The sequence below is a fragment of the Clostridia bacterium genome, from assembly GCA_017554615.1.
In the GTDB taxonomy this organism is placed as follows: Bacteria; Bacillota; Clostridia; order UMGS1840; family HGM11507; genus SIG450.
The window spans coordinates 17856-36329 of sequence record JAFZHY010000017.1; the positions used below are offsets into that span (position 1 = coordinate 17856).

Sequence of the window (18474 nt, forward strand, 5' to 3'; positions counted from 1 at the left end):
ATGAAACTTATAGTTGGTTTAGGAAATCCCGGTGTTAAGTATGAAACTACAAGGCATAATGCCGGGTTTTTAATTCTTGATTACTATGCTAATAAAAATGGCATAGAAATTAAGAAAATAAAGAATAAAGCACTTGTTGGTGAGGCTATAATAAACGGAGAAAAGGTTATATTTATAAAGCCTCAAACCTTTATGAATTTAAGCGGAGACAGTGTTCTTTCGGTTGCAGAGTATTACGGGATAGATAATGAAGATATCTTTATTATCTATGATGATATTTCCCTTCCTCTTGGTAAAATAAGAATAAGAGCAAAGGGCAGTGCCGGAGGACATAACGGAATAAAGGACATTATCTTAAAACTTGACGGAGACGATTTTGCCCGTCTTAAAATAGGGGTTTCTTCCAACGGTGATAAAGACCTTGTTGACTATGTGCTTGGCAATTTTTCCAAAAAGGAATTTGACATCTTAAAAAAAGTTGCCGAAAAAAGTGCAGAGATAATTGACAGCTTTGTTAAATACGGAGTTAAACATTGTATGAATGAATATAATTCATTTGTAGTATCCGAGGAGAATTAAAATGATAAATCATACAGTATTATGGACATTAAAAGATGAAGCATTGGGCAATAAAAAAGAAGAAAATCTTATTTTAATGAAAGAGAAACTTCTTGTCCTTAAAGACAAAATTGATGAAATTATAGAAATCAGTGTGGGGATAAATTCGGTTGAAACACCAAGTTCATATGATTTTATCTTAAATGTTCTTTTTGAAAACAAAGACGACCTTGATTCTTATATTGTAAATAAGTATCATAAGGAAGTAGGAACTTTTGTAAGAGAAGTTGTTGATAAAAGAGTCAGCATTGATTATGAGGTTTAATGAAAGATTTATTTTTAAATTTATTTAACCGTACAAAAGAGTATCAGGAAGTTTTAAAAAATCTTGATAACAATATAATAAATTTGACAGGGCTTACCGATACCGCTAAGCCCCATTTTTTATATGGACTTTTAAAGAATACGAATAAAAATATACTTGTGATAGCAAAGAATGAGACTTATTTAAAAAGTCTTAACAATATGCTGTCATTTTTTAATGTAAACTCCCATATTTTCTGGGAAAGAGAGTTTAACTTTTTTTAATATTGACGCTAAAAGCACTGATATATTTGTATCAAGAATAAATACACTCTCATCTGTTAAAGGAATCACCCCACAGATTTTTATAACCACATTTGACGCTCTCACTCAGCCTGTTATACCGTATTGCGTGCTAAATGATATGACTCTAAACTTAGAGTGTGGACAAGAAATTTCAATCGATAAATTATCCGAGTCCCTTGTTATAATGGGGTATCAGAAAGAGAGTATGGTAGAATTTAAGGGGCAGTTTTCTGTAAGGGGAGGAGTAGTTGACATATTCTCTCCTTTGTGCGACTTTCCGTACAGAATTGAGTTTTTCGGCGACGAGATAGACTCTATAAGGCTCTTTGACGAAAAAACTCAGAAATCGGTAGAAAATCTTGATAAAATAGATATAACCATTGCAAAAGAGGTTGTATTTAAGGACGAAACAAAAGAAGAACTTTTAAAAGAATTAAAAGGTATTTTAAAAACTTTAAAAGGCGATTTAAAAGAAGAAGTTAAAAGTGATATAGAAAAAATTGAAAATCAAAGATATTTTTATTCCATTGATAAATATATCACATCTATCTATAAAGAGAAAAACACATTTTTAGATTATTTTGATAAAGAGAATACTCTTATTGTAATTGACGAGCCTCAAAGGCTTAATGAGAAAAAAGAAGCCTTAAAACTTGAAAGGCGAGAGCAGTTTTTAAACCTTGCCGAAAAAAATATCTTAATACCTAAGAATTTTGTATATAAAGATGAGGAAGAAGTATTAAATTTAGTATTATCCTATCCGTTAATAGGTATAATGAATATTTTAACCTCCAATGAACTTTACAGGCAGACTATGAATATAAATATCACGGTTTCTGACACACCGGGGTATTACGGAAAGATAAATCTTTTTTCAGAAGACCTTTTAAATTATAAAAATAAAGGCTATACAGTAGTTATCCCTGTTTCTGAAAATAAAACAGAAAATATCAGAAACTATCTTAATTCTCTTCAGATTTTTCCTTTGGTTATAGATGAAAGCGAAAATATAAGCGAGGGAGTATATCTTTTAAAGAAAAAAGGGGTAATGGGTTTTCATTATCCTGAGAATAAATTTATTCTTCTTTATGACGGGTCAATCTTTGGCGAATATAAACCAAAGAAAAAGAAGAAAAACAAGGATAATGATATTCTATCATTTTCTGACTTAAATGTGGGAGATTATGTTGTTCATAGTGTTCACGGTATAGGTCAGTATCTTGGCACAAAGAAAATGGAAGTTGACTCTGTTAAGAGAGACTTTTTAAAAATCAAATATTATGGCACAGATATATTATATGTTCCTGTAAACCAACTTGATAATCTTAGTAAGTATATAGGAGCAGGGGACAGAAGCGTTAAACTTAACCGTTTAGGCGGTCAGGAGTTTAACAGGATAAAGGAAAGAGTGCGTCATGCGTGTTCTGACCTTGCTGATAAACTTATAAATCTATATGCCGAAAGAGAAAATACCAAAGGGCATCAGTATATGAAAGATACTGACCTTCAGGCGCTTTTTGAACAGACTTTTCCTTATGAAGAAACTGAAGACCAGTTAAGAAGTATAGAAGAAGTTAAAAAGGATATGGAATCTTCCCGTCCGATGGACAGACTTCTTTGCGGAGATGTTGGATATGGTAAAACAGAAGTTGCAATGAGGGCTGCTTTTAAATGTGCATCGGAAGGAAAACAGACTGCATATCTTGCATCTACCACAGTTCTTGCTCAGCAGCATTATAATTCCTTTAAAGCAAGAATGGAAGATTTTCCTGTTAAAGTGGAAATGCTCTCAAGATTTAAATCTAAAAAAGAGCAGGAACAGGTTATTAAAAAATTAAAAACAGGCGAAATTGATATAGTTATAGGCACACACAGGCTTCTGTCAAAGGATGTTTCCTTTAAAGATTTAGGGCTTTTAATTGTAGACGAAGAGCAAAGGTTCGGAGTAGAGCATAAGGAAAGACTAAAGGAAATGAAAAATACTATTGAAGTTTTAACCTTAAGTGCAACCCCTATTCCAAGAACTCTTAATATGTCTATGCTTGGAATAAGGGATATGAGCGTTTTAAAAGAACCCCCTCTTGACAGATTCCCTGTTCAGACTTATGTATTGGAATTTAACGAGCAGATTATAAAAAACGCAATAGATAAAGAAATTTCAAGGGGTGGGCAGGTGTTTTACCTTTATAATAATGTTGAAGGTATAAACACAGTGGCAAATAAAATTTTAAGTTTATGCCCTGGAATAAATGTAAAAGTGGTTCATGGCAAAATGAGCGAAACACTAATTGAAAAAACATTTTTAGAAATGTTAAACGGGCAAATTGATGTTTTGGTGTGTACAACCATTATAGAAACAGGAATTGATATTGCAAACGCCAATACAATTATTGTTGAGAATGCCGACAGATTAGGGTTATCCCAACTTTATCAGTTAAGAGGCAGGGTAGGAAGAAGTAATAAACTTGCTTATTGCTACCTAACCTATCAAAAGAATAAAGCCATTAACGAACAGGCAGAAAGCCGTCTTAAAACCATAAAGGAATTTACAGAGTTTGGCTCAGGGTTTAAAATTGCCTTAAGAGATTTAGAGATAAGAGGCGCAGGGAATGTACTGGGAATAGAACAGCATGGGCATATGGACCTTGTAGGCTATGATATGTATATGCGTATTTTAGACGAAGTTATTAAACTTAAAAAGGGAGAAAAAATTACAGAGGATATTAACTGTAAGGTGGATATTAAAGAAAATGCGTTCATTCCTGACGGATATATTGAAAATCACGATTTAAGAATGGATATGTATAAAAAAATTGCCTCAATAAAAACGGATGAAGATTTGCAAGAGATAGAAGACGAAATCACAGACAGATTTTCCGATATGCCCGAACCCGTTGAAAATCTTTGTAAAATTGCTCATATTAAAGCATTGGCAGAGAGTGTTGGCATATGTGAAGTAACTGATTTTAACTTTAAGATAACCTTTAAATATCAAAGTCAGGAAAGTTTTGATTTTGAGAAAATATCAAAGATAAGCGAAGAATATCCTGACAGAATAATGGTGTCTAATTCCTCTTCGGTAGCATTCACTTATAAGATGTATAAACACGAGGCAAAAGATAAACTTTTAAATATTAAAAAAATATTACAATTATTAAAATAATCTTTGCAAAAAATAAAATTATTGTATAATTAAATTATACAATGTTGAAAGGAATGATAATATGAAAAAAATTATAATTTTTGCATTACTTATTTCAGTTTTAATATCATTTGCAGGATGTGGAAAGGTTGCACAGAATGTTTTAACCATTGAGGGCGAAAATGCATCAATGAATGAATACAACTTTTTTTACAACACTCAGATTTTAATGGCAGGTCAAATGGGGCTTAATAATGAAGAATACTGGAATGCTGAAACTGACGGTAAGAAAAACTTTGAGCTTGTAAAAGAAAGTGCTTTAAATCAACTTGTGGAATTATATGTTGTGGCCCAAAAAGCAAAACAGGCAGGTTTAATATATGACGATGCTCTTTTAGATGCGGCAAATCAGTATAAATCATATTTTACAGGTTCTTTTAATAATATCTACAGCGAACTTAAAATTGATAAAGAAGCATTAGAAAAAATTTGTAAACTTTATGCAATAAATGATGCATATGACCAGAAACTTATCGAAGAAGGCACTATCAACCTTGGCGAAGATGTTTTAAAAGATGTGTTTTCTAATAATTACTTAAAGGCTCAGCATATTCTTTTACTTACAACTGACGAATCAGGCGCTCCTTTAGGCGAAGATGAAAAAGCAAAGGTTAAAGAAGAAATTGAGTCTATCTTAAAAAGAGCAAAATCAGGTGAAAACTTTACAAATTTAGCAAACGAATTTTCTAAAGACCCAGGTCAGCAGACAAGCCCTGAAGGATATGTATTTACCGATGGGGAAATGGTTTTGGAATTTGAACAGGCTACAAAGGCACTAAAACCTAATGAAATTTCTGATATAGTTGAAACATCATACGGTTATCACATTATTAAAAGATTGCCTTTATCTATCGAAAAAGATTTTGTGTCTGACTCAGGAGATTTTGAAGCAATTATCCGTAACAGAATAATCACAGAATTCAGACAAGCAAACATCGAAAACTGGAAAAAAGAATTTAATATTACTGTAAATAATAAAGTTATTGATAAATTAAAATTCTAAGTTTAAAAAGCAGGAGGGCAAAAGAAATCAATGGTTAAAAAAATCAAAGAAAACTTAAAAAACTTTGATACCCCTCTTTTCTTTGCGTGTGTAATTCTTGCAATAATCGGTTTGGTATTGGTTTTTAGCGCCTCTAAAAGTTATGGCTCTTTAAGAATTATCTTAGTTCAGTCAGTGGCGTTTATAGCAGGAGTTTTTATATGTCTTGTTATGGCGTTTTGGGACTATGAGTTTTTATCTACTAAGTGGCTATATATCTTTGGTGCTAATATATTCCTACTTGTTCTTGTGCTGCTTATCGGTATCGGAGCAGAGGAAGTTGGCGGAAACAGTTGGATTGACCTTGGAGTTATTAAATTTCAACCGTCTGAAATAGTAAAAATAGGATATATTATCTGTTTTGCTGTTCAGCTTGATTACTTTCGCGAAGATATAAATAACATAAAGAATATTCTTCTTTTTATATTGCATTTTGCAATAATTATTGGGCTTATACTTTTGCAACCCGATTTTGGAACAGCCATGGTCTTTGTTGCCATATTTACAGGAATGGTATTTGTTGCAGGTATTAACTATAAATATATTCTCTCAGCGATAGGGCTTGGCGTAGTTTCTGCTCCGCTTTTGTGGTTTTTCTTCCTTTCTGAATACCAGAAAGACAGAATAAGGGTTTTTCTAAATCCTGAACTTGACCCGTTAAGAAGCGGATATCAGGTTATCCAGTCTAAACTTGCAGTCGGCTCGGGTGAAATTGCAGGAAGCGGCCTGTTACAAGGTGTGCAAACCCAACTTGGCTATCTTCCCGCAAAGCATACAGATTTTATATTCTCTGTTGCAGGTGAAGAATTCGGGTTTATCGGCGCATTTTTAATTGTCGCTTTAATAGTATTTATTATAATAAGATGTTTTCATATAGCATATAATGCAAGAAATCCGTTAGGCACATATATTGCAACAGGTATAGGAATGATGTTTCTTGCACAGTCTTTTGAAAATATCTGTATGACTATCGGGCTTATGCCTGTAACAGGGATAACTCTTCCGTTTTTAAGTTACGGTGGCTCATCCTTGCTTACTACATTTATAGCCATTGGAATAGTTTTAAATATTAAAATAAGGCATAGAGTAATAAATTTTTAGAGAAGACTTATAAAAATTTAAAGGCTTTGATGGATATACTCCATCAAAGCCTTTTTAATCTAAAAAGTAATGTTATTTACAAAGGTATCCACCGTCAACAGGTATAATAGCACCGCAAAGATAATCACTTGCTCTTGATGCTAAAAACAATGTTGCACCTTTCATATCATCTTTCGTCCCCCATCTTCCTTTTGGTATTCTTTTTGTAATTTCATTATATCTTTCGTTGTTTTCTCTTATAGCCTTGGTCATATCGGTTGCCATATATCCTGGAGCAATAGCGTTAACATTTATTCCTTTACCTGCCCAGTCATTGGAAAGGGCTTTTGTAAGTTGCATAACTGCTCCTTTGGTTGCAGAGTAGGCAGGAACAGTCTGCCCACCAAAATAAGAACACATAGAGGCAACATTTATAATTTTACCGTACCCTTTTTTTAACATTATTTTTCCTGCCTCTTTGCAGAAAATAAATGTGGAATTTAAATTTAAGTTAATTGTTTTTTCCCATTCGTCAAGTGGGAATTCATCAGATATATGCCTTGTAATCATTCCTGCAGCGCATACTAAAATATCAATATCCCCAAGATAAGATATAGCCTCATTAAATGCCCTGAAGTTTTCTTCTTTTATGCTTAAATCTGCTTTTACAGGATATACGATATATCCTTTTTCTTTCCAGTTATCTGCCGCATCAAAAATCTTATCGGTTGATCCTATAACTGCCACTTCGCATCCTGCATCCATTAGTGCCTCAGCCATACTAAAGCCAAGACCTTTTGTTCCACCTGTTACTATTGATTTTTTACCTTTTATATTAAATAAATCATTCATAATTTATTCTCCTTTTTTAATTATGTATAAATTATATCATATAAAAATACAATATTAAAGCCATTTTTGTATAATATATCCAAATTTATCAAAAGAGTAAAAAATATGTTTACATCTTTAAAAGTGGTATGATATAATGTAAACTGAGAAAACTTAAAAAAGAATAAAAAATACATAAATAAACAGACAAAAGAAAGGGGATATTATGGATTTTTTTGATGTTCTAACGTTAATTGGAGGGCTTTGTTTATTTTTATTCGGTATGAGTGTTATGGGCGATTCACTAGAACGCCGTGCCGGAGATAAATTAAGCGAAATTATTGGAAAACTTACAACTAATAAAATTGCAGGTTTTTTAACAGGTTTAGGGGTAACAGCCCTTATCCAGAGTTCATCTGCTACAACAGTTATGGCAGTTGGTTTTGTTAACTCAGGGCTTATGAACTTAAAACAGGCAATAAGTATAATTATGGGTGCCAACATCGGTACAACAGTTACATCGTGGATTTTAAGCCTTGGAGGAATAGAGGGCAGTAACTTTATTGTTCAGATGTTTAAACCTATGTCATTTACTCCGATTCTTGCACTTATTGGTATTGCATTTTTTATGTTTGGTAAAACCAATAAGAAAAAGGATACAGGAACAATATTTCTTGGGTTTGCAGTTTTAATGTTTGGTATGGATATAATGTCTGGTGCTGTTGCAGGGTTAAGAGATGTTCCTGCTTTTAGAGAACTTTTTGTAGCGTTTAAAAACCCTATTCTTGGTGTTATTGCAGGTGCTGTGCTTACAGCAATTATTCAGTCATCATCTGCTTCTGTCGGTATACTTCAGGCACTTACAGTAACAGGGCAGATTTCATATGGTGCAGCCTTTCCTATTATAATGGGGCAGAATATCGGTACTTGTATAACTGCTATTTTATCAAGTTTTGGTACTAACCGTAATGCAAAGCGTGTTGCTTTTGCACATCTTTCGTTTAATATAATAGGTACTGTTGTTGTACTTATAGGATTATATATTGTAAAAGGTGTGTTTAACCCTGCAATTCTTGATGTAAACGCAACCCACTTAGGAATTGCAATAAGCCACTCTATATTTAATATAATCTGTACAATAATTCTTCTTCCAATGTCATCTCTTTTAGAAAAATTTGTTTGCAAACTTGTTCCTGATGCCAAGCGTGAAGAAGAAACAACCGAACTTGACGAAAGACTTTTACAAACTCCTGCAGTTGCGCTTGTTACCAGCAGAAATTACGCATTGAAGATGGCAAACTGTGCAGTAACTGCGCTTAAAGAAAGTATTTTATCTCTTACCGATTACAGCGAAGAAAAAGCCAATAAAATTAAAGAAATGGAAGAAAAGACTGACCATTATGAAGATATAATAGGCGACTATCTTTTAAAACTATCTCATCACCGTATAAATGAAGATGAGAGTGCTGAAGCGGCAAAACTTTTAAGAATAATAGGCGATTTTGAAAGAATGTCTGACCATGCAGTTAATATATTAGAATCTGCACAAGAAATGAGAGATAAGAAAATTAAGTTTACAGAGTTTGCAACCAAAGAACTTTTGGTTATATCAAATGCAGTAAACGAAATTGTAGATTTATCTCTTAGTGCATTTGAAAACAACGATTTAAGTGTGGCATTTGATATTGAATCTTTAGAAGAAGTTATTGATGTATTAAAAGACGAGTTAAGAACAAGTCATATAAGAAGACTTCAAAAAGGTCAATGTACTATTGAAGCAGGGTTTATATGGGCTGACCTTCTTACCAACTTTGAAAGAGCATCCGACCATTGTTCAAATATTGCAGGATGTATTATTGAAACATCAAATCATCATCTTAATATGCATGAAGGCTTAAGAACATTAAAAACTGAAAATGAAGAATTTAAGTCCAAATATAAAATTTATTCTGAAAAATATTTAGTAAAATAAAAAACACATAAAAAGCCGATAGTTCATATCGGCTTTTTTAATATCATAAGTTAATATTCTATTCCAAGTCTTGCACCTGTTCCACTGTCGAATGGGTGCTTTTCTTTTTTAAAATATGTAATATAATCTGCCAGATTTAAAATATCGTCTGACGGATTTCTCCCTGTTAAAATAATTTCGGTTGTTTCTCTTTTTTTAATAAGAAAATCTATAAGTTTTTTTTCGTCTATTATATTAAGATAAACTGCATCAAGAATTTCGTCCATAATAAGTAAGTCTAAGCAGGTTGTATCTTCTAAAGTAGAAAATAAATCGTTTTGCTCTTTTATAACCTCTGCCTTTTCTTTGTCATTAAGTTGTGGGAAAAAGCCATGTTTATTTTTGCATATTTTAACATCTAATAATTTATCTAACACTTTTATCTCGCAGGAGGAATCACTTTTTAAAAATTGAGAAAACACAACTTTTTTATCTGCTCCCAAAGCCCTTATGGCAATGCCGACAGATGCAGTAGTTTTTCCTTTTCCGTCTCCGTGGTATATATGAATCATTTTCATAAATTTCTCCTTACTTAAGTCCGTATTTTGTCTTTACTCTCTCTAATTTTAAAATGAGTGGCTCAGATATAAAATATAAGAAAAAGGCAGTAGAAACTGCATGAACCAAATCAAATATAAATCCACTTACCATAGATGCAATAAAGAGTTCATAAAAAGTAGGGTTTGGTAAATATAAAAGAGCAGAAGACGGGTTTAAAATTCCAGCATAAATAATTAAAATTGCAAAAAAACCAAATATACTAAGTGATAATCTTGATGTTTTAATAAACCCTTTATTAAATATAATTCCTCCAACAAACCCAACCAAGCCTAAGGCAAACATCTGCCATGGTGTCCAAGGCCCTTGCATAAAATAAAAGTTTGATACAAAGCCTGAAACAGCGCCCACTAAAAAGCCTGTTTCTGCCCCAAAACAAACCCCTGCAATTATAACAGTTGCAACTATTGGTTTAAATTGTGGCAGTGAAGCAAAAACAATTCTTCCAGAAACTGCAACAGCACAAAGAACGCTTATTATAATAAGTTCTCTTGCCTGAGGTTTCTTTTCTTCAAAGTTAATAATAAAAGGAACAAAAATTTCAAGTATTATAAGAAGACTTATTATATAAAACTTTTTATTATCTAATAGATAGATGCCTGAAAATATTGTAACAGGTACTAAAATTAAAATAAAAAATGTTGCAATAAGTGTTCTTTTTGAAAGTTTATTAGTTTTTATCTTGCTTATTTCTTCTCTTTTTTTATAAGGCAATATAAACATAAGAAATAAAGAAAAGAAAACAATAGATATTATATTTAAAATCTGTTCGTTTATAAATTTTAAAAAAACTATGTCGATTACCTTAAACTGATAAAGAAATATCAGCATAAATAATATAAAGAACGCTACGCCGAATATGTAAGAAACAGAACTTTTTTTATTCATTTATAATACCCCCCAGTATTTTAATAATATCTTCGTCTGTAACAGCATCATCCAATATACCCCTTGCCATTTTATTGGCAGAAGTGGTGTAAAAACTATTTCCCATAAAGAATTTTTCACTTCTTTGAACAGTTGTAAAAATACCGTCAAACATAAGTGCGCACCTTGTAGAAACACTTGCGCAAAACTCTATATCGTGAGAAACCATAATAACAGTTATATTTTTATCTGTAAGATTTTTTAAAATCTCTTTAAACATTTCTTTAAAGGAAGCATCAAGCCCCTTTGTAGGCTCGTCAAGCAGTAGAATATCAGGCTCGTTTAAAAGCACTTTAGAAAGTGCTACTCTTTGTTGTTCGCCGCCTGATAAATCGTATGGATGAAAGTCCATAACAGAGTCTATTTTACAAAGAGTGCATACTTTTTTTATCCTGTCTTTTTTTTTTTCTTCGCTTAGTTTTTTATCCAGTATATCTTCTAAATCTAAATAAACTGTATTTTTTACAAAAAGTTCCTGAGGGTTTTGAGGAAGATATGAAACCTTAAGCCCCTCTTTTACTGATATTTTCCCGTAAAAAGGCTTGTTAAGGGAAGAAATTAAAGAAAGAAGTGTAGTTTTTCCTGCACCGTTTCCTCCAAGGATAGAAAATATTTCTTTTTCATATATTTTTTCGTTTAACCCTTTTAATATAAAAGGAGAGTTTTTATCATATTTAAAATAAACATCCTTTAAGGTTATAACAGGGTTTTTGAAATTAAAATTATCCCTTGATATCTTTCTTTTATCTTTATCCTTGCAAAATTCTTTTAACCATTTCTTACCCTCTCTTATTGTAACAGGGAAGTCGGCTCCACTATCTAATTTTAAATAAACACGCATAGGAGAGGGCAGGGAATATATCAAATCGTTTGATGTGCCTTTTAAAAATTCGCCTGTTTCTTTAGGTGTGCCTGTAAAGATAATTTTTCCGTCTTCAAGCACTGCGACTCTGTCAGAAATAGGGAATACATCTTCTAATCTATGCTCACTGATAATAACTGTTGTGCCAAACTCTTGGTTTATTTTTTCTAATATCTTTAAAAATTCATTTGCAGAAATTGGGTCTAACTGGCTTGTAGGCTCGTCCAATACCAGAACATCAGGTTGCATTACCATAATAGATGCAAGGTTTAAAATCTGCTTTTGTCCGCCTGATAATTCATCACATTTTTTATAAAACCAATCTTCTATTCCAAAAAATGATGCCATTTCAGAAACCTTAAGGCGTATTTCGTTTTGAGATAAGCCTAAATTTTCAAGCCCGAATGCAAGTTCATGCCATACCTTGTCCGTAACAATCTGATTATCAGGGTTTTGCATAACAAAACCGATAGAGGTTGCACTTTCTTTTTTAGATAAATTTAAAACGGAACAATTTTTATAAAGTATTTCTCCCTCCAAATTTCCAAAAGGAGCAATTAAAGGTTTTAAAAGTCTTAAAAGTGTGGTTTTCCCGCACCCTGATTTTCCAATAACAGTTAAAAATTCTCCCTCATAAACAGAAAGGGAAATATCCTTAAGTGTCTTATCCTGTCTTTCGGGATAGGTAAAATTTAAATTTTTGATTTTAATAATTTCCATTTTAATACCTCCCAGATTTCTGAAATTGACGGAATAAGAATAAGTAAAAAGTAAAATACAAAAGAAATAATGCCTGATAAATCATATGACGGATAAATGATTTTCGGAAAGAAAACCATTGAGGCACTATTTATAAAATTCTCTATAAATATAAAACCTGCAAATATTAAAATTAAAAAAAGAACAAGTGCATCATTTTTAGTAAATTTATAAATGGAATAGTTAGTTCTTTTAAAAAGTCCGTAACCTCTTGCTCTCATACTATCTGATGTTTCGATGGCATTTTCAAATGCCCAGGTAATAGTTGCAGAAAATACTGACAGTGATGTTTTTAATTTTTGAGTAAACGATTTTTGGCTCTTTATCCCTTTTTGCGCCCTTAAAACTTTTTTTAAGTGCCTTATAAATGACGGAATAAATTTAAGAGTCATACAAAATATAAGTGCGAAAGATGGGGTAATTTTACCGAATAGATAGTTTATTTTATCATCATCTATTATTTCATTAAATGAAGAAAACCATAAAATAACACAAATAATCATAACTGCCGATAAGGCGCCAAAAAGTATTGCCTCTTTCGTAATCGGTCTTCCCTCGGCTAAATGGAATAAAACAGTCTCTCCGCTTGTATTAACCAAAGGGTTAATAATTAGCATAAATAAGGCCATAGGAAGAAAATATATAAGTGTTTTTATGCTCTTTTTTCCTTTTATCATAAGAGAATATGTAAGGGATAAAAGAAAGGAAATAATAACATAATGAGGATTTAGAATAAACATAGAATATCCTATAACAAATAAAAAATATAAAAAACTTACTAACGGATGAAAATTTTTCATTTGTTTCATATTATCCCCCCTTACTACTACACTAAACAAAAAACTGTGGTAATTTTAAAAATTACCACAGCCTGAGTTTTTCTGTGAAAATACGCATTACTAAAAAGTAAAAATTGCCCTATGTATAAGGCAAAGCCAAAGCAGGTCTTGTGACTTTTCGTCTTTAGTTTGCACTGCTCCCTAAAACCCTGCCTTCTCAGTTTCCCAATGACCGGCTTTCGCCAACGGATTTTAAAGCATAAGACGTATACACCGACAGTTTACGCAGAGGAATCACACCTCATTCCCTTTTCACCGGCCCTATCTGTTACCAATAAGGCCAACACTTTGTACGCCAATCTTTAATTATATTTAAATTCTACTACCTTTTACAAAAAAAGTCAAAATATTTTTTAACCAAGTATTATGTCTAATTGATTTTTATAGAAATTAACTTTTTCTTCTGACTCTTTATTTGTATCAGCCTTAACCATAATATACCCTTTGATTTTAGGCTCTGTTCCTGATGCTCTTATATAAATTGTAGTATCATCTTCAAGTTCAAATCTTAATACATCTGCTTTAGGAAGAGAGTCAACTCCGTTTAAGTAATCAATGGTTTTTACAATTTTAAATTCTCCGATTTTTTCAGGGGTGTTATTTCTTAGATTATAAATAATGTTTTTAATTTTTTCCATTCCCTCTAAACCTGAGAAAGATTTTGATACAACATGTTCTTTAAAGTAACCGTATTTTTCATAAAGATTTTCCATTGCATCATAAAGAGTCATACCTTTTTCATTGTAGTATGCAGCCATTTCAGCAATAAGCATAGAAGCGTTAACACCGTCTTTATCTCTTGCGTGTGTTCCGCTTAAGTATCCGTAACTTTCTTCAAAGCCGAATAGGAAAGTATGCTCATTTGTTTTTTCGTATTCTTTAATTTTTTCGCCGATATATTTAAAGCCTGTTAAAATATCCACCATTTTAACATTGAAATCTTCGCAGATATAATTTACCATTTTGGTAGAAACAATAGATTTTATAACTGCTCCGTCAGAAGGTAACTTACCTTGCTCTTTTAAGCCCTCTAAAATATAGTGAGCAAGTAAAACACCAACCTGATTTCCTGTCATACATACAAATTCACCGTTTTTATTAAGAACAACTATTCCCACTCTGTCGCAGTCAGGGTCAGTTCCTAAAATTAGGTTGGCATTATGTTTTTTCGCATATTCCATCGCAATATTAAAGCCCTCTTTATCTTCAGGGTTAGGCGATTTAACAGTAGAAAACATAGGGTCAGGCATTTCCTGTTCAGAAACTGTAATAACATTATTAAACCCTGCTCTTTTTAATACTTCTCTTACAGGTATGTTACCTGCTCCGTGGAAAGGAGTATATATTATTTTTATGTCTTTATTAACATCTTTTCTAATTCTTAATTTTAAAACTTCTTCATAAAAGGCTTCGTCAATTTCTTTGCCTATTATGTTTATTAAAGGGTTAGATAATTCTGCTCTCTTAACATCAAATATAGAGATTTTTTCCATATTTTCAAATACTTTTTTAGCCTCGTCCGGTGGAAGTTGTGAGCCGTCTTCCCAGTATGCTTTGTATCCGTTATACTGATATGGGTTATGACTTGCAGTGATAACAACTCCTGCAATAGTTTTTAAATATCTTATTGCAAATGAAAGTTCAGGAACAGGGCGCAGACTATCAAAAAGATAAACTTTAATTCCGTTTGCCGCAAATACCTTTGCTGCTTCCTTGGCAAAAAGGTCGGAGTTTTTTCTGGAATCGTATGCGATAACAACCCCTCTTTCTTCCCCACCTGCATTTTTTATAACATTACTTAATCCCTGAGTTGCAAGGCCGACTACAAATCTGTTCATTCTGTTTGTTCCTGCGCCGATTATACCTCTTAAACCTGCTGTACCAAATTCTAAAAGTTTTATAAATCTTTCTTTTATTTCCTTATCGTCTCCGGTAATATTAACAAGTTCTTCTTTAAGTTCTTGGTCAAGAAAGTCATAGCCTTTCCATTTTTCATATTCGTTTAAGTAATTCATACTCCACCTCATATTTTGTTATTTATTATTTCATTCATAAGTGTATGCCCTCTGTCAAAATATATGCCCGACTTTTCGGCATCAGCCTCTGAATAAATATAATCATTTTTAATTTCTTTGTCAGTATTTTTAATCAGCACAAAAGGAACAGGGTCGCAAGTGTGTGTTTTAAGAGATATCGGTGTAGGATGGTCAGGAAGAACAAGCATCCTAAATTCTTCGCCTGATGATACTAAATATTCGTAAATAGGTTTAATAACTTTTTCGTCTATAAGTTCAATAGATTTTATCTTATCACTAAGGCTTCCCTGATGACCGCTTTCGTCTGCTGCCTCAATATGAAGATAAATGTATTCATCTCCGTTTTTTATAGCATCTATTGCCGCCTTTGTCTTCCCGTCAAAATTAGTATGCACATTTCCAGTTGCACCAGGTACGTCAACCGATTTTAGTCCGCTTAAAATTGCAATTCCTTTAATTAAGTCAACAGCAGAAATAACTGTACCTGTAATGCCGAACTTCTCTTTGTAGTTTTCAAGTTTCGGTTTTGTGCCTTCCCCCCATACCCATATAGAGTTTGCAGGGTTTTTGCCCTCTTTAATTCTCTTTATGTTAACTGGGTGGTCTTTTAAAATTTCATAACTTTTTTCCATAAGGTCTAAAATCATTTTATCTTCAGGAAGAAAGTCTTTTACAGGTTTGCCTGAAATATCGTGTGGGGGAGTAAGTGAACCTGCCTTTTTCATATCCTTTCTTAAAAGAAGATGACGGTAACTTATCCCTGCAAAAAATGAAAATATTTCATTCCCCAATTTTTGAGAAACTGTTTTAATAATCTCTCTTGCTTCCTTGGTTGATATTTCTCCTGCACTGTAATCTATCATTTTCTTATCAGAATAATTTTCTTCGTCTGATAAGGTTACAATGTTTGCTCTGTATGTAATGTCAGTATCAGATAACTCAACACCGATACTTGCCGCCTCAAGTGGAGAACGCCCACTGTAATTAGAACTTGGGTCAAACCCCATAACGCAAAGATTTGCAACATCACTTCCTGGTTTTAAACCTTCATAGACAGTTCTTATCTTTCCCATAACTCCCATTTTAGCAAATTTGTCCATATATGGTTTATGTGCCACTTCAAGAGGAGTTTTGTTATCTATTTTTGGAAGTGGTAAATCTGCCATACCGTCTCCCAAAATTACAATATATCTCATATCTATCACCTTTACTGTTAGTTCTTTATTCCATTATAACCCATATTATTTTTTTATTCAAGTTAATTTTAATGGCTAAGTGCAAAATATATGTATATTTATATATATGTTTGTATGAAATATACAAAAATACAAAACAAAGAAAATTAAAGAAAATCAAAGAAAATTAAAGGAAAAAAGCGATATATGTGAAAAATAGCCTTTTAACGCCCCTTGTTATTGGTTCTGTTATATGATATAGTATGAAAATAAACAAATGTATATGTGGGGTGAACAACAAAATGCCCGGACGAGATAAACTCTATGTAGTATCAAAAGAAGCACTTTCATCGGTTTTATTAAAAACATTACACGCCAAAGAACTTCTTGAAACCAAAAAGGTTTCGAGCATAACAGAGGCTATAGAAAAAGCGCAACTTTCGAGGGGTGCTTTTTATAAGTATAAAGACCTGATAATGCCTTTTTACGATATGCAGTCTGAAAAAAAGATTACTTTTTTAATGGTTTTGGAAGATGTTAAAGGAGTTTTGTCTAAAATCTTAAATATTATGGCAAAATATAATGTAAATGTTATTACCATAAATCAGAATGTGCCTATCAATAAGGTTGCAAATGTTACTATCACTGTTGATACATTTGATACAAAAATCAAAACCAAAGATTTAGTTACAAAAATTGAGGGTATTGACGGTGTTAAAAAAATAGATATTATTTCCAGTGGAACATAAAATAATAGAGAGGATGTATAAGAATATGGCTAAAGTTGCAGTAATGGGTTACGGAGTAGTTGGTTCAGGCGTAGTTGAAGTGCTTGATATGAATAAAAACTCTATTGCAAAAAAAGTATCGGAAAATGTTGATGTAAAATATATACTTGATATAAGGGAATTTAAGGATGACCCTTTCGGCCATCTTGTGATTTCTGATTTTGAGAAAATATTAGGCGACGAAGAAATATCAGTTGTTGCAGAAGTTATGGGTGGGCTTAACCCTGCTTACGATTTTACCAAAAGGCTTCTTATGGCAGGTAAAAGCGTTGTTACATCAAATAAAGAACTTGTGGCAACACACGGAACAGAACTTTTACAGATTGCAAAGGAAAATAAGGTTAATTATCTTTTTGAAGCAAGTGTTGGAGGAGGAATTCCTGTTATAAGACCGTTGTACCAATGCTTATGTGCAAATGAAATTACATCAATTAAGGGAATTTTAAACGGTACAACAAATTATATTTTAACCAAGATGTTTAAAGAGGGCGTAAGTTTTGATAAAGCTCTATCCGATGCTCAGGAAAAAGGCTATGCCGAAAGAAACCCTGCAGCAGATGTTGAAGGCCATGATGCCTGTAGAAAAATAGCAATTTTAACATCATTAGTTTACGGGAAAAATGTTGACTATGCTAAAATCAACACAAAGGGTATTACAGATATCACTGAAACAGATGTTAAATATGCAGAAGTTATGGATGGCGTTATTAAACTTATCGGCGCTTCCGAAATTATTTCGGGTAAGGTTTATTCTTCTGTTGAACCGTCTATATTATATTGCGACCATCCTTTAGCAGGAATTGACGGTGTGTTTAACGGTGTAATGGTTAATGGCAATGCAGTAGACGATGTTTTATTCTACGGAAGAGGAGCAGGTAAACTTCCAACTGCAAGTGCTGTTGTTGCGGATATTTTAGATGCTGTAAGAAATAAATCAAAATCTGAAAAATATTTCTGGGAAGCGGCAGATTCTGATTTTATCGCGTCATATGATGAAAACCGTGCATCATATCTTGTAAGAATAAAGGGTGAGCCTGATAAAGTTCAGATAGAAAAAATATTCGGTGATGTGGAAATAATCGAGGCAGTAGATAACGAGTTCGGTATTATCACACCGTGTATTGTAACAGGGGAATTAGAGAGCATTTTAAAAGATATGCCTGTAATAAAGAAAATAAAGGTAATTAAATAAGGAGG

The 18474-nt window shown here is 32.5% G+C and carries 16 protein-coding genes and 1 riboswitch; of the genes, 9 read left to right on the plus strand and 7 right to left on the minus strand.

Going from position 1 to position 18474, the window contains the following annotated elements; translation table 11 throughout:
- The 6 genes from IKZ35_04190 to rodA all read left to right on the plus strand — a co-directional run bounded on the left by IKZ35_04190 (position 1) and on the right by rodA (position 6512).
- Positions 1-579: an aminoacyl-tRNA hydrolase gene (locus tag IKZ35_04190; GenBank protein MBR4893162.1), complete on the plus strand. Its 579-nt coding sequence runs from the start codon at positions 1-3 to the stop codon at positions 577-579.
- A gap of 1 nt (position 580) precedes the next feature.
- Positions 581-883, plus strand: coding sequence for a Dabb family protein (locus IKZ35_04195; protein ID MBR4893163.1), 303 nt, complete (start codon positions 581-583; stop codon positions 881-883).
- Positions 883-1146, plus strand: coding sequence for a hypothetical protein (locus IKZ35_04200; protein ID MBR4893164.1), 264 nt, complete (start codon positions 883-885; stop codon positions 1144-1146). Before IKZ35_04195 ends, IKZ35_04200 begins: the two co-directional genes overlap by 1 nt.
- A 139-nt stretch (positions 1147-1285) precedes the next feature.
- Positions 1286-4330 carry a transcription-repair coupling factor gene (mfd, locus tag IKZ35_04205; GenBank protein MBR4893165.1) on the plus strand — a complete coding sequence of 1015 codons (3045 nt, stop codon included), beginning with the start codon at positions 1286-1288 and terminating at the stop codon, positions 4328-4330.
- A 61-nt stretch (positions 4331-4391) separates the two neighbouring features.
- The gene (locus tag IKZ35_04210; GenBank protein ID MBR4893166.1) at positions 4392-5372 is read left to right on the plus strand and encodes a peptidylprolyl isomerase; all 981 of its coding nucleotides are present in this window, start codon (positions 4392-4394) and stop codon (positions 5370-5372) included.
- Between the two features lie 30 nt (positions 5373-5402).
- Complete coding sequence (gene rodA, locus IKZ35_04215; GenBank protein MBR4893167.1) at positions 5403-6512, plus strand: rod shape-determining protein RodA; 1110 nt, start codon at positions 5403-5405, stop codon at positions 6510-6512.
- 72 nt (positions 6513-6584) lie between these two features.
- Here the strand turns inward: rodA and IKZ35_04220 are convergent, their stop codons facing one another.
- Positions 6585-7343, minus strand: a complete 759-nt coding sequence (locus IKZ35_04220) for an SDR family oxidoreductase (protein ID MBR4893168.1) — start codon at positions 7341-7343, stop codon at positions 6585-6587.
- Positions 7344-7548: 205 nt separating this feature from the next.
- Between IKZ35_04220 and IKZ35_04225 the strand changes: the two genes are divergently transcribed.
- Positions 7549-9294: a Na/Pi cotransporter family protein gene (locus tag IKZ35_04225; GenBank protein MBR4893169.1), complete on the plus strand. Its 1746-nt coding sequence runs from the start codon at positions 7549-7551 to the stop codon at positions 9292-9294.
- Positions 9295-9344: 50 nt separating this feature from the next.
- Here IKZ35_04225 and IKZ35_04230 read toward each other — a convergent pair whose 3' ends face one another.
- From IKZ35_04230 to IKZ35_04255, 6 genes are all read right to left on the minus strand, one after another.
- Complete coding sequence (locus IKZ35_04230) at positions 9345-9851, minus strand: cob(I)yrinic acid a,c-diamide adenosyltransferase (protein MBR4893170.1); 507 nt, start codon at positions 9849-9851, stop codon at positions 9345-9347.
- A gap of 10 nt (positions 9852-9861) precedes the next feature.
- Entirely contained in the window at positions 9862-10614 is a 753-nt protein-coding gene (locus IKZ35_04235; GenBank protein MBR4893171.1) for an ECF transporter S component, read from the minus strand.
- A gap of 157 nt (positions 10615-10771) precedes the next feature.
- On the minus strand, positions 10772-12400 hold the full coding sequence (locus tag IKZ35_04240) for an energy-coupling factor ABC transporter ATP-binding protein (protein ID MBR4893172.1): 1629 nt from the start codon (positions 12398-12400) through the stop codon (positions 10772-10774).
- On the minus strand, positions 12373-13248 hold the full coding sequence (locus tag IKZ35_04245; GenBank protein MBR4893173.1) for an energy-coupling factor transporter transmembrane protein EcfT: 876 nt from the start codon (positions 13246-13248) through the stop codon (positions 12373-12375). The genes IKZ35_04240 and IKZ35_04245 overlap by 28 nt, the downstream gene beginning before the upstream one ends.
- Before the next feature lie 112 nt (positions 13249-13360).
- Positions 13361-13584, minus strand: a riboswitch (cobalamin riboswitch).
- A 47-nt stretch (positions 13585-13631) separates the two neighbouring features.
- Complete coding sequence (locus IKZ35_04250) at positions 13632-15293, minus strand: phospho-sugar mutase (protein ID MBR4893174.1); 1662 nt, start codon at positions 15291-15293, stop codon at positions 13632-13634.
- A gap of 8 nt (positions 15294-15301) precedes the next feature.
- Positions 15302-16510, minus strand: a complete 1209-nt coding sequence (locus tag IKZ35_04255) for a cofactor-independent phosphoglycerate mutase (protein MBR4893175.1) — start codon at positions 16508-16510, stop codon at positions 15302-15304.
- Positions 16511-16791: 281 nt separating this feature from the next.
- On the opposite strand from IKZ35_04255, the gene IKZ35_04260 reads away from it, so the two are divergent.
- Together IKZ35_04260 and IKZ35_04265 are read left to right on the plus strand one after the other, a co-directional pair.
- The gene (locus tag IKZ35_04260) at positions 16792-17238 is read left to right on the plus strand and encodes an ACT domain-containing protein (protein MBR4893176.1); all 447 of its coding nucleotides are present in this window, start codon (positions 16792-16794) and stop codon (positions 17236-17238) included.
- Positions 17239-17263: 25 nt separating this feature from the next.
- Entirely contained in the window at positions 17264-18469 is a 1206-nt protein-coding gene (locus IKZ35_04265) for a homoserine dehydrogenase (GenBank protein MBR4893177.1), read from the plus strand.
- Positions 18470-18474 lie beyond the last annotated feature (5 nt).

Coding starts and splice junctions, on each gene's coding strand:
- IKZ35_04190 (MBR4893162.1), top strand. CDS start 1: ATGAAACTTATAGTTGGTTTAGGAAATCCCGGTGTTAAGTATGAAACT.
- IKZ35_04195 (MBR4893163.1), top strand. CDS start 581: ATGATAAATCATACAGTATTATGGACATTAAAAGATGAAGCATTGGGC.
- IKZ35_04200 (MBR4893164.1), top strand. CDS start 883: ATGAAAGATTTATTTTTAAATTTATTTAACCGTACAAAAGAGTATCAG.
- mfd (MBR4893165.1), top strand. CDS start 1,286: ATGACTCTAAACTTAGAGTGTGGACAAGAAATTTCAATCGATAAATTA.
- IKZ35_04210 (MBR4893166.1), top strand. CDS start 4,392: ATGAAAAAAATTATAATTTTTGCATTACTTATTTCAGTTTTAATATCA.
- rodA (MBR4893167.1), top strand. CDS start 5,403: ATGGTTAAAAAAATCAAAGAAAACTTAAAAAACTTTGATACCCCTCTT.
- IKZ35_04220 (MBR4893168.1), bottom strand. CDS start 7,343: ATGAATGATTTATTTAATATAAAAGGTAAAAAATCAATAGTAACAGGT.
- IKZ35_04225 (MBR4893169.1), top strand. CDS start 7,549: ATGGATTTTTTTGATGTTCTAACGTTAATTGGAGGGCTTTGTTTATTT.
- IKZ35_04230 (MBR4893170.1), bottom strand. CDS start 9,851: ATGAAAATGATTCATATATACCACGGAGACGGAAAAGGAAAAACTACT.
- IKZ35_04235 (MBR4893171.1), bottom strand. CDS start 10,614: ATGTTTATATTGCCTTATAAAAAAAGAGAAGAAATAAGCAAGATAAAA.
- IKZ35_04240 (MBR4893172.1), bottom strand. CDS start 12,400: ATGGAAATTATTAAAATCAAAAATTTAAATTTTACCTATCCCGAAAGA.
- IKZ35_04245 (MBR4893173.1), bottom strand. CDS start 13,248: ATGAAACAAATGAAAAATTTTCATCCGTTAGTAAGTTTTTTATATTTT.
- IKZ35_04250 (MBR4893174.1), bottom strand. CDS start 15,293: ATGAATTACTTAAACGAATATGAAAAATGGAAAGGCTATGACTTTCTT.
- IKZ35_04255 (MBR4893175.1), bottom strand. CDS start 16,510: ATGAGATATATTGTAATTTTGGGAGACGGTATGGCAGATTTACCACTT.
- IKZ35_04260 (MBR4893176.1), top strand. CDS start 16,792: ATGCCCGGACGAGATAAACTCTATGTAGTATCAAAAGAAGCACTTTCA.
- IKZ35_04265 (MBR4893177.1), top strand. CDS start 17,264: ATGGCTAAAGTTGCAGTAATGGGTTACGGAGTAGTTGGTTCAGGCGTA.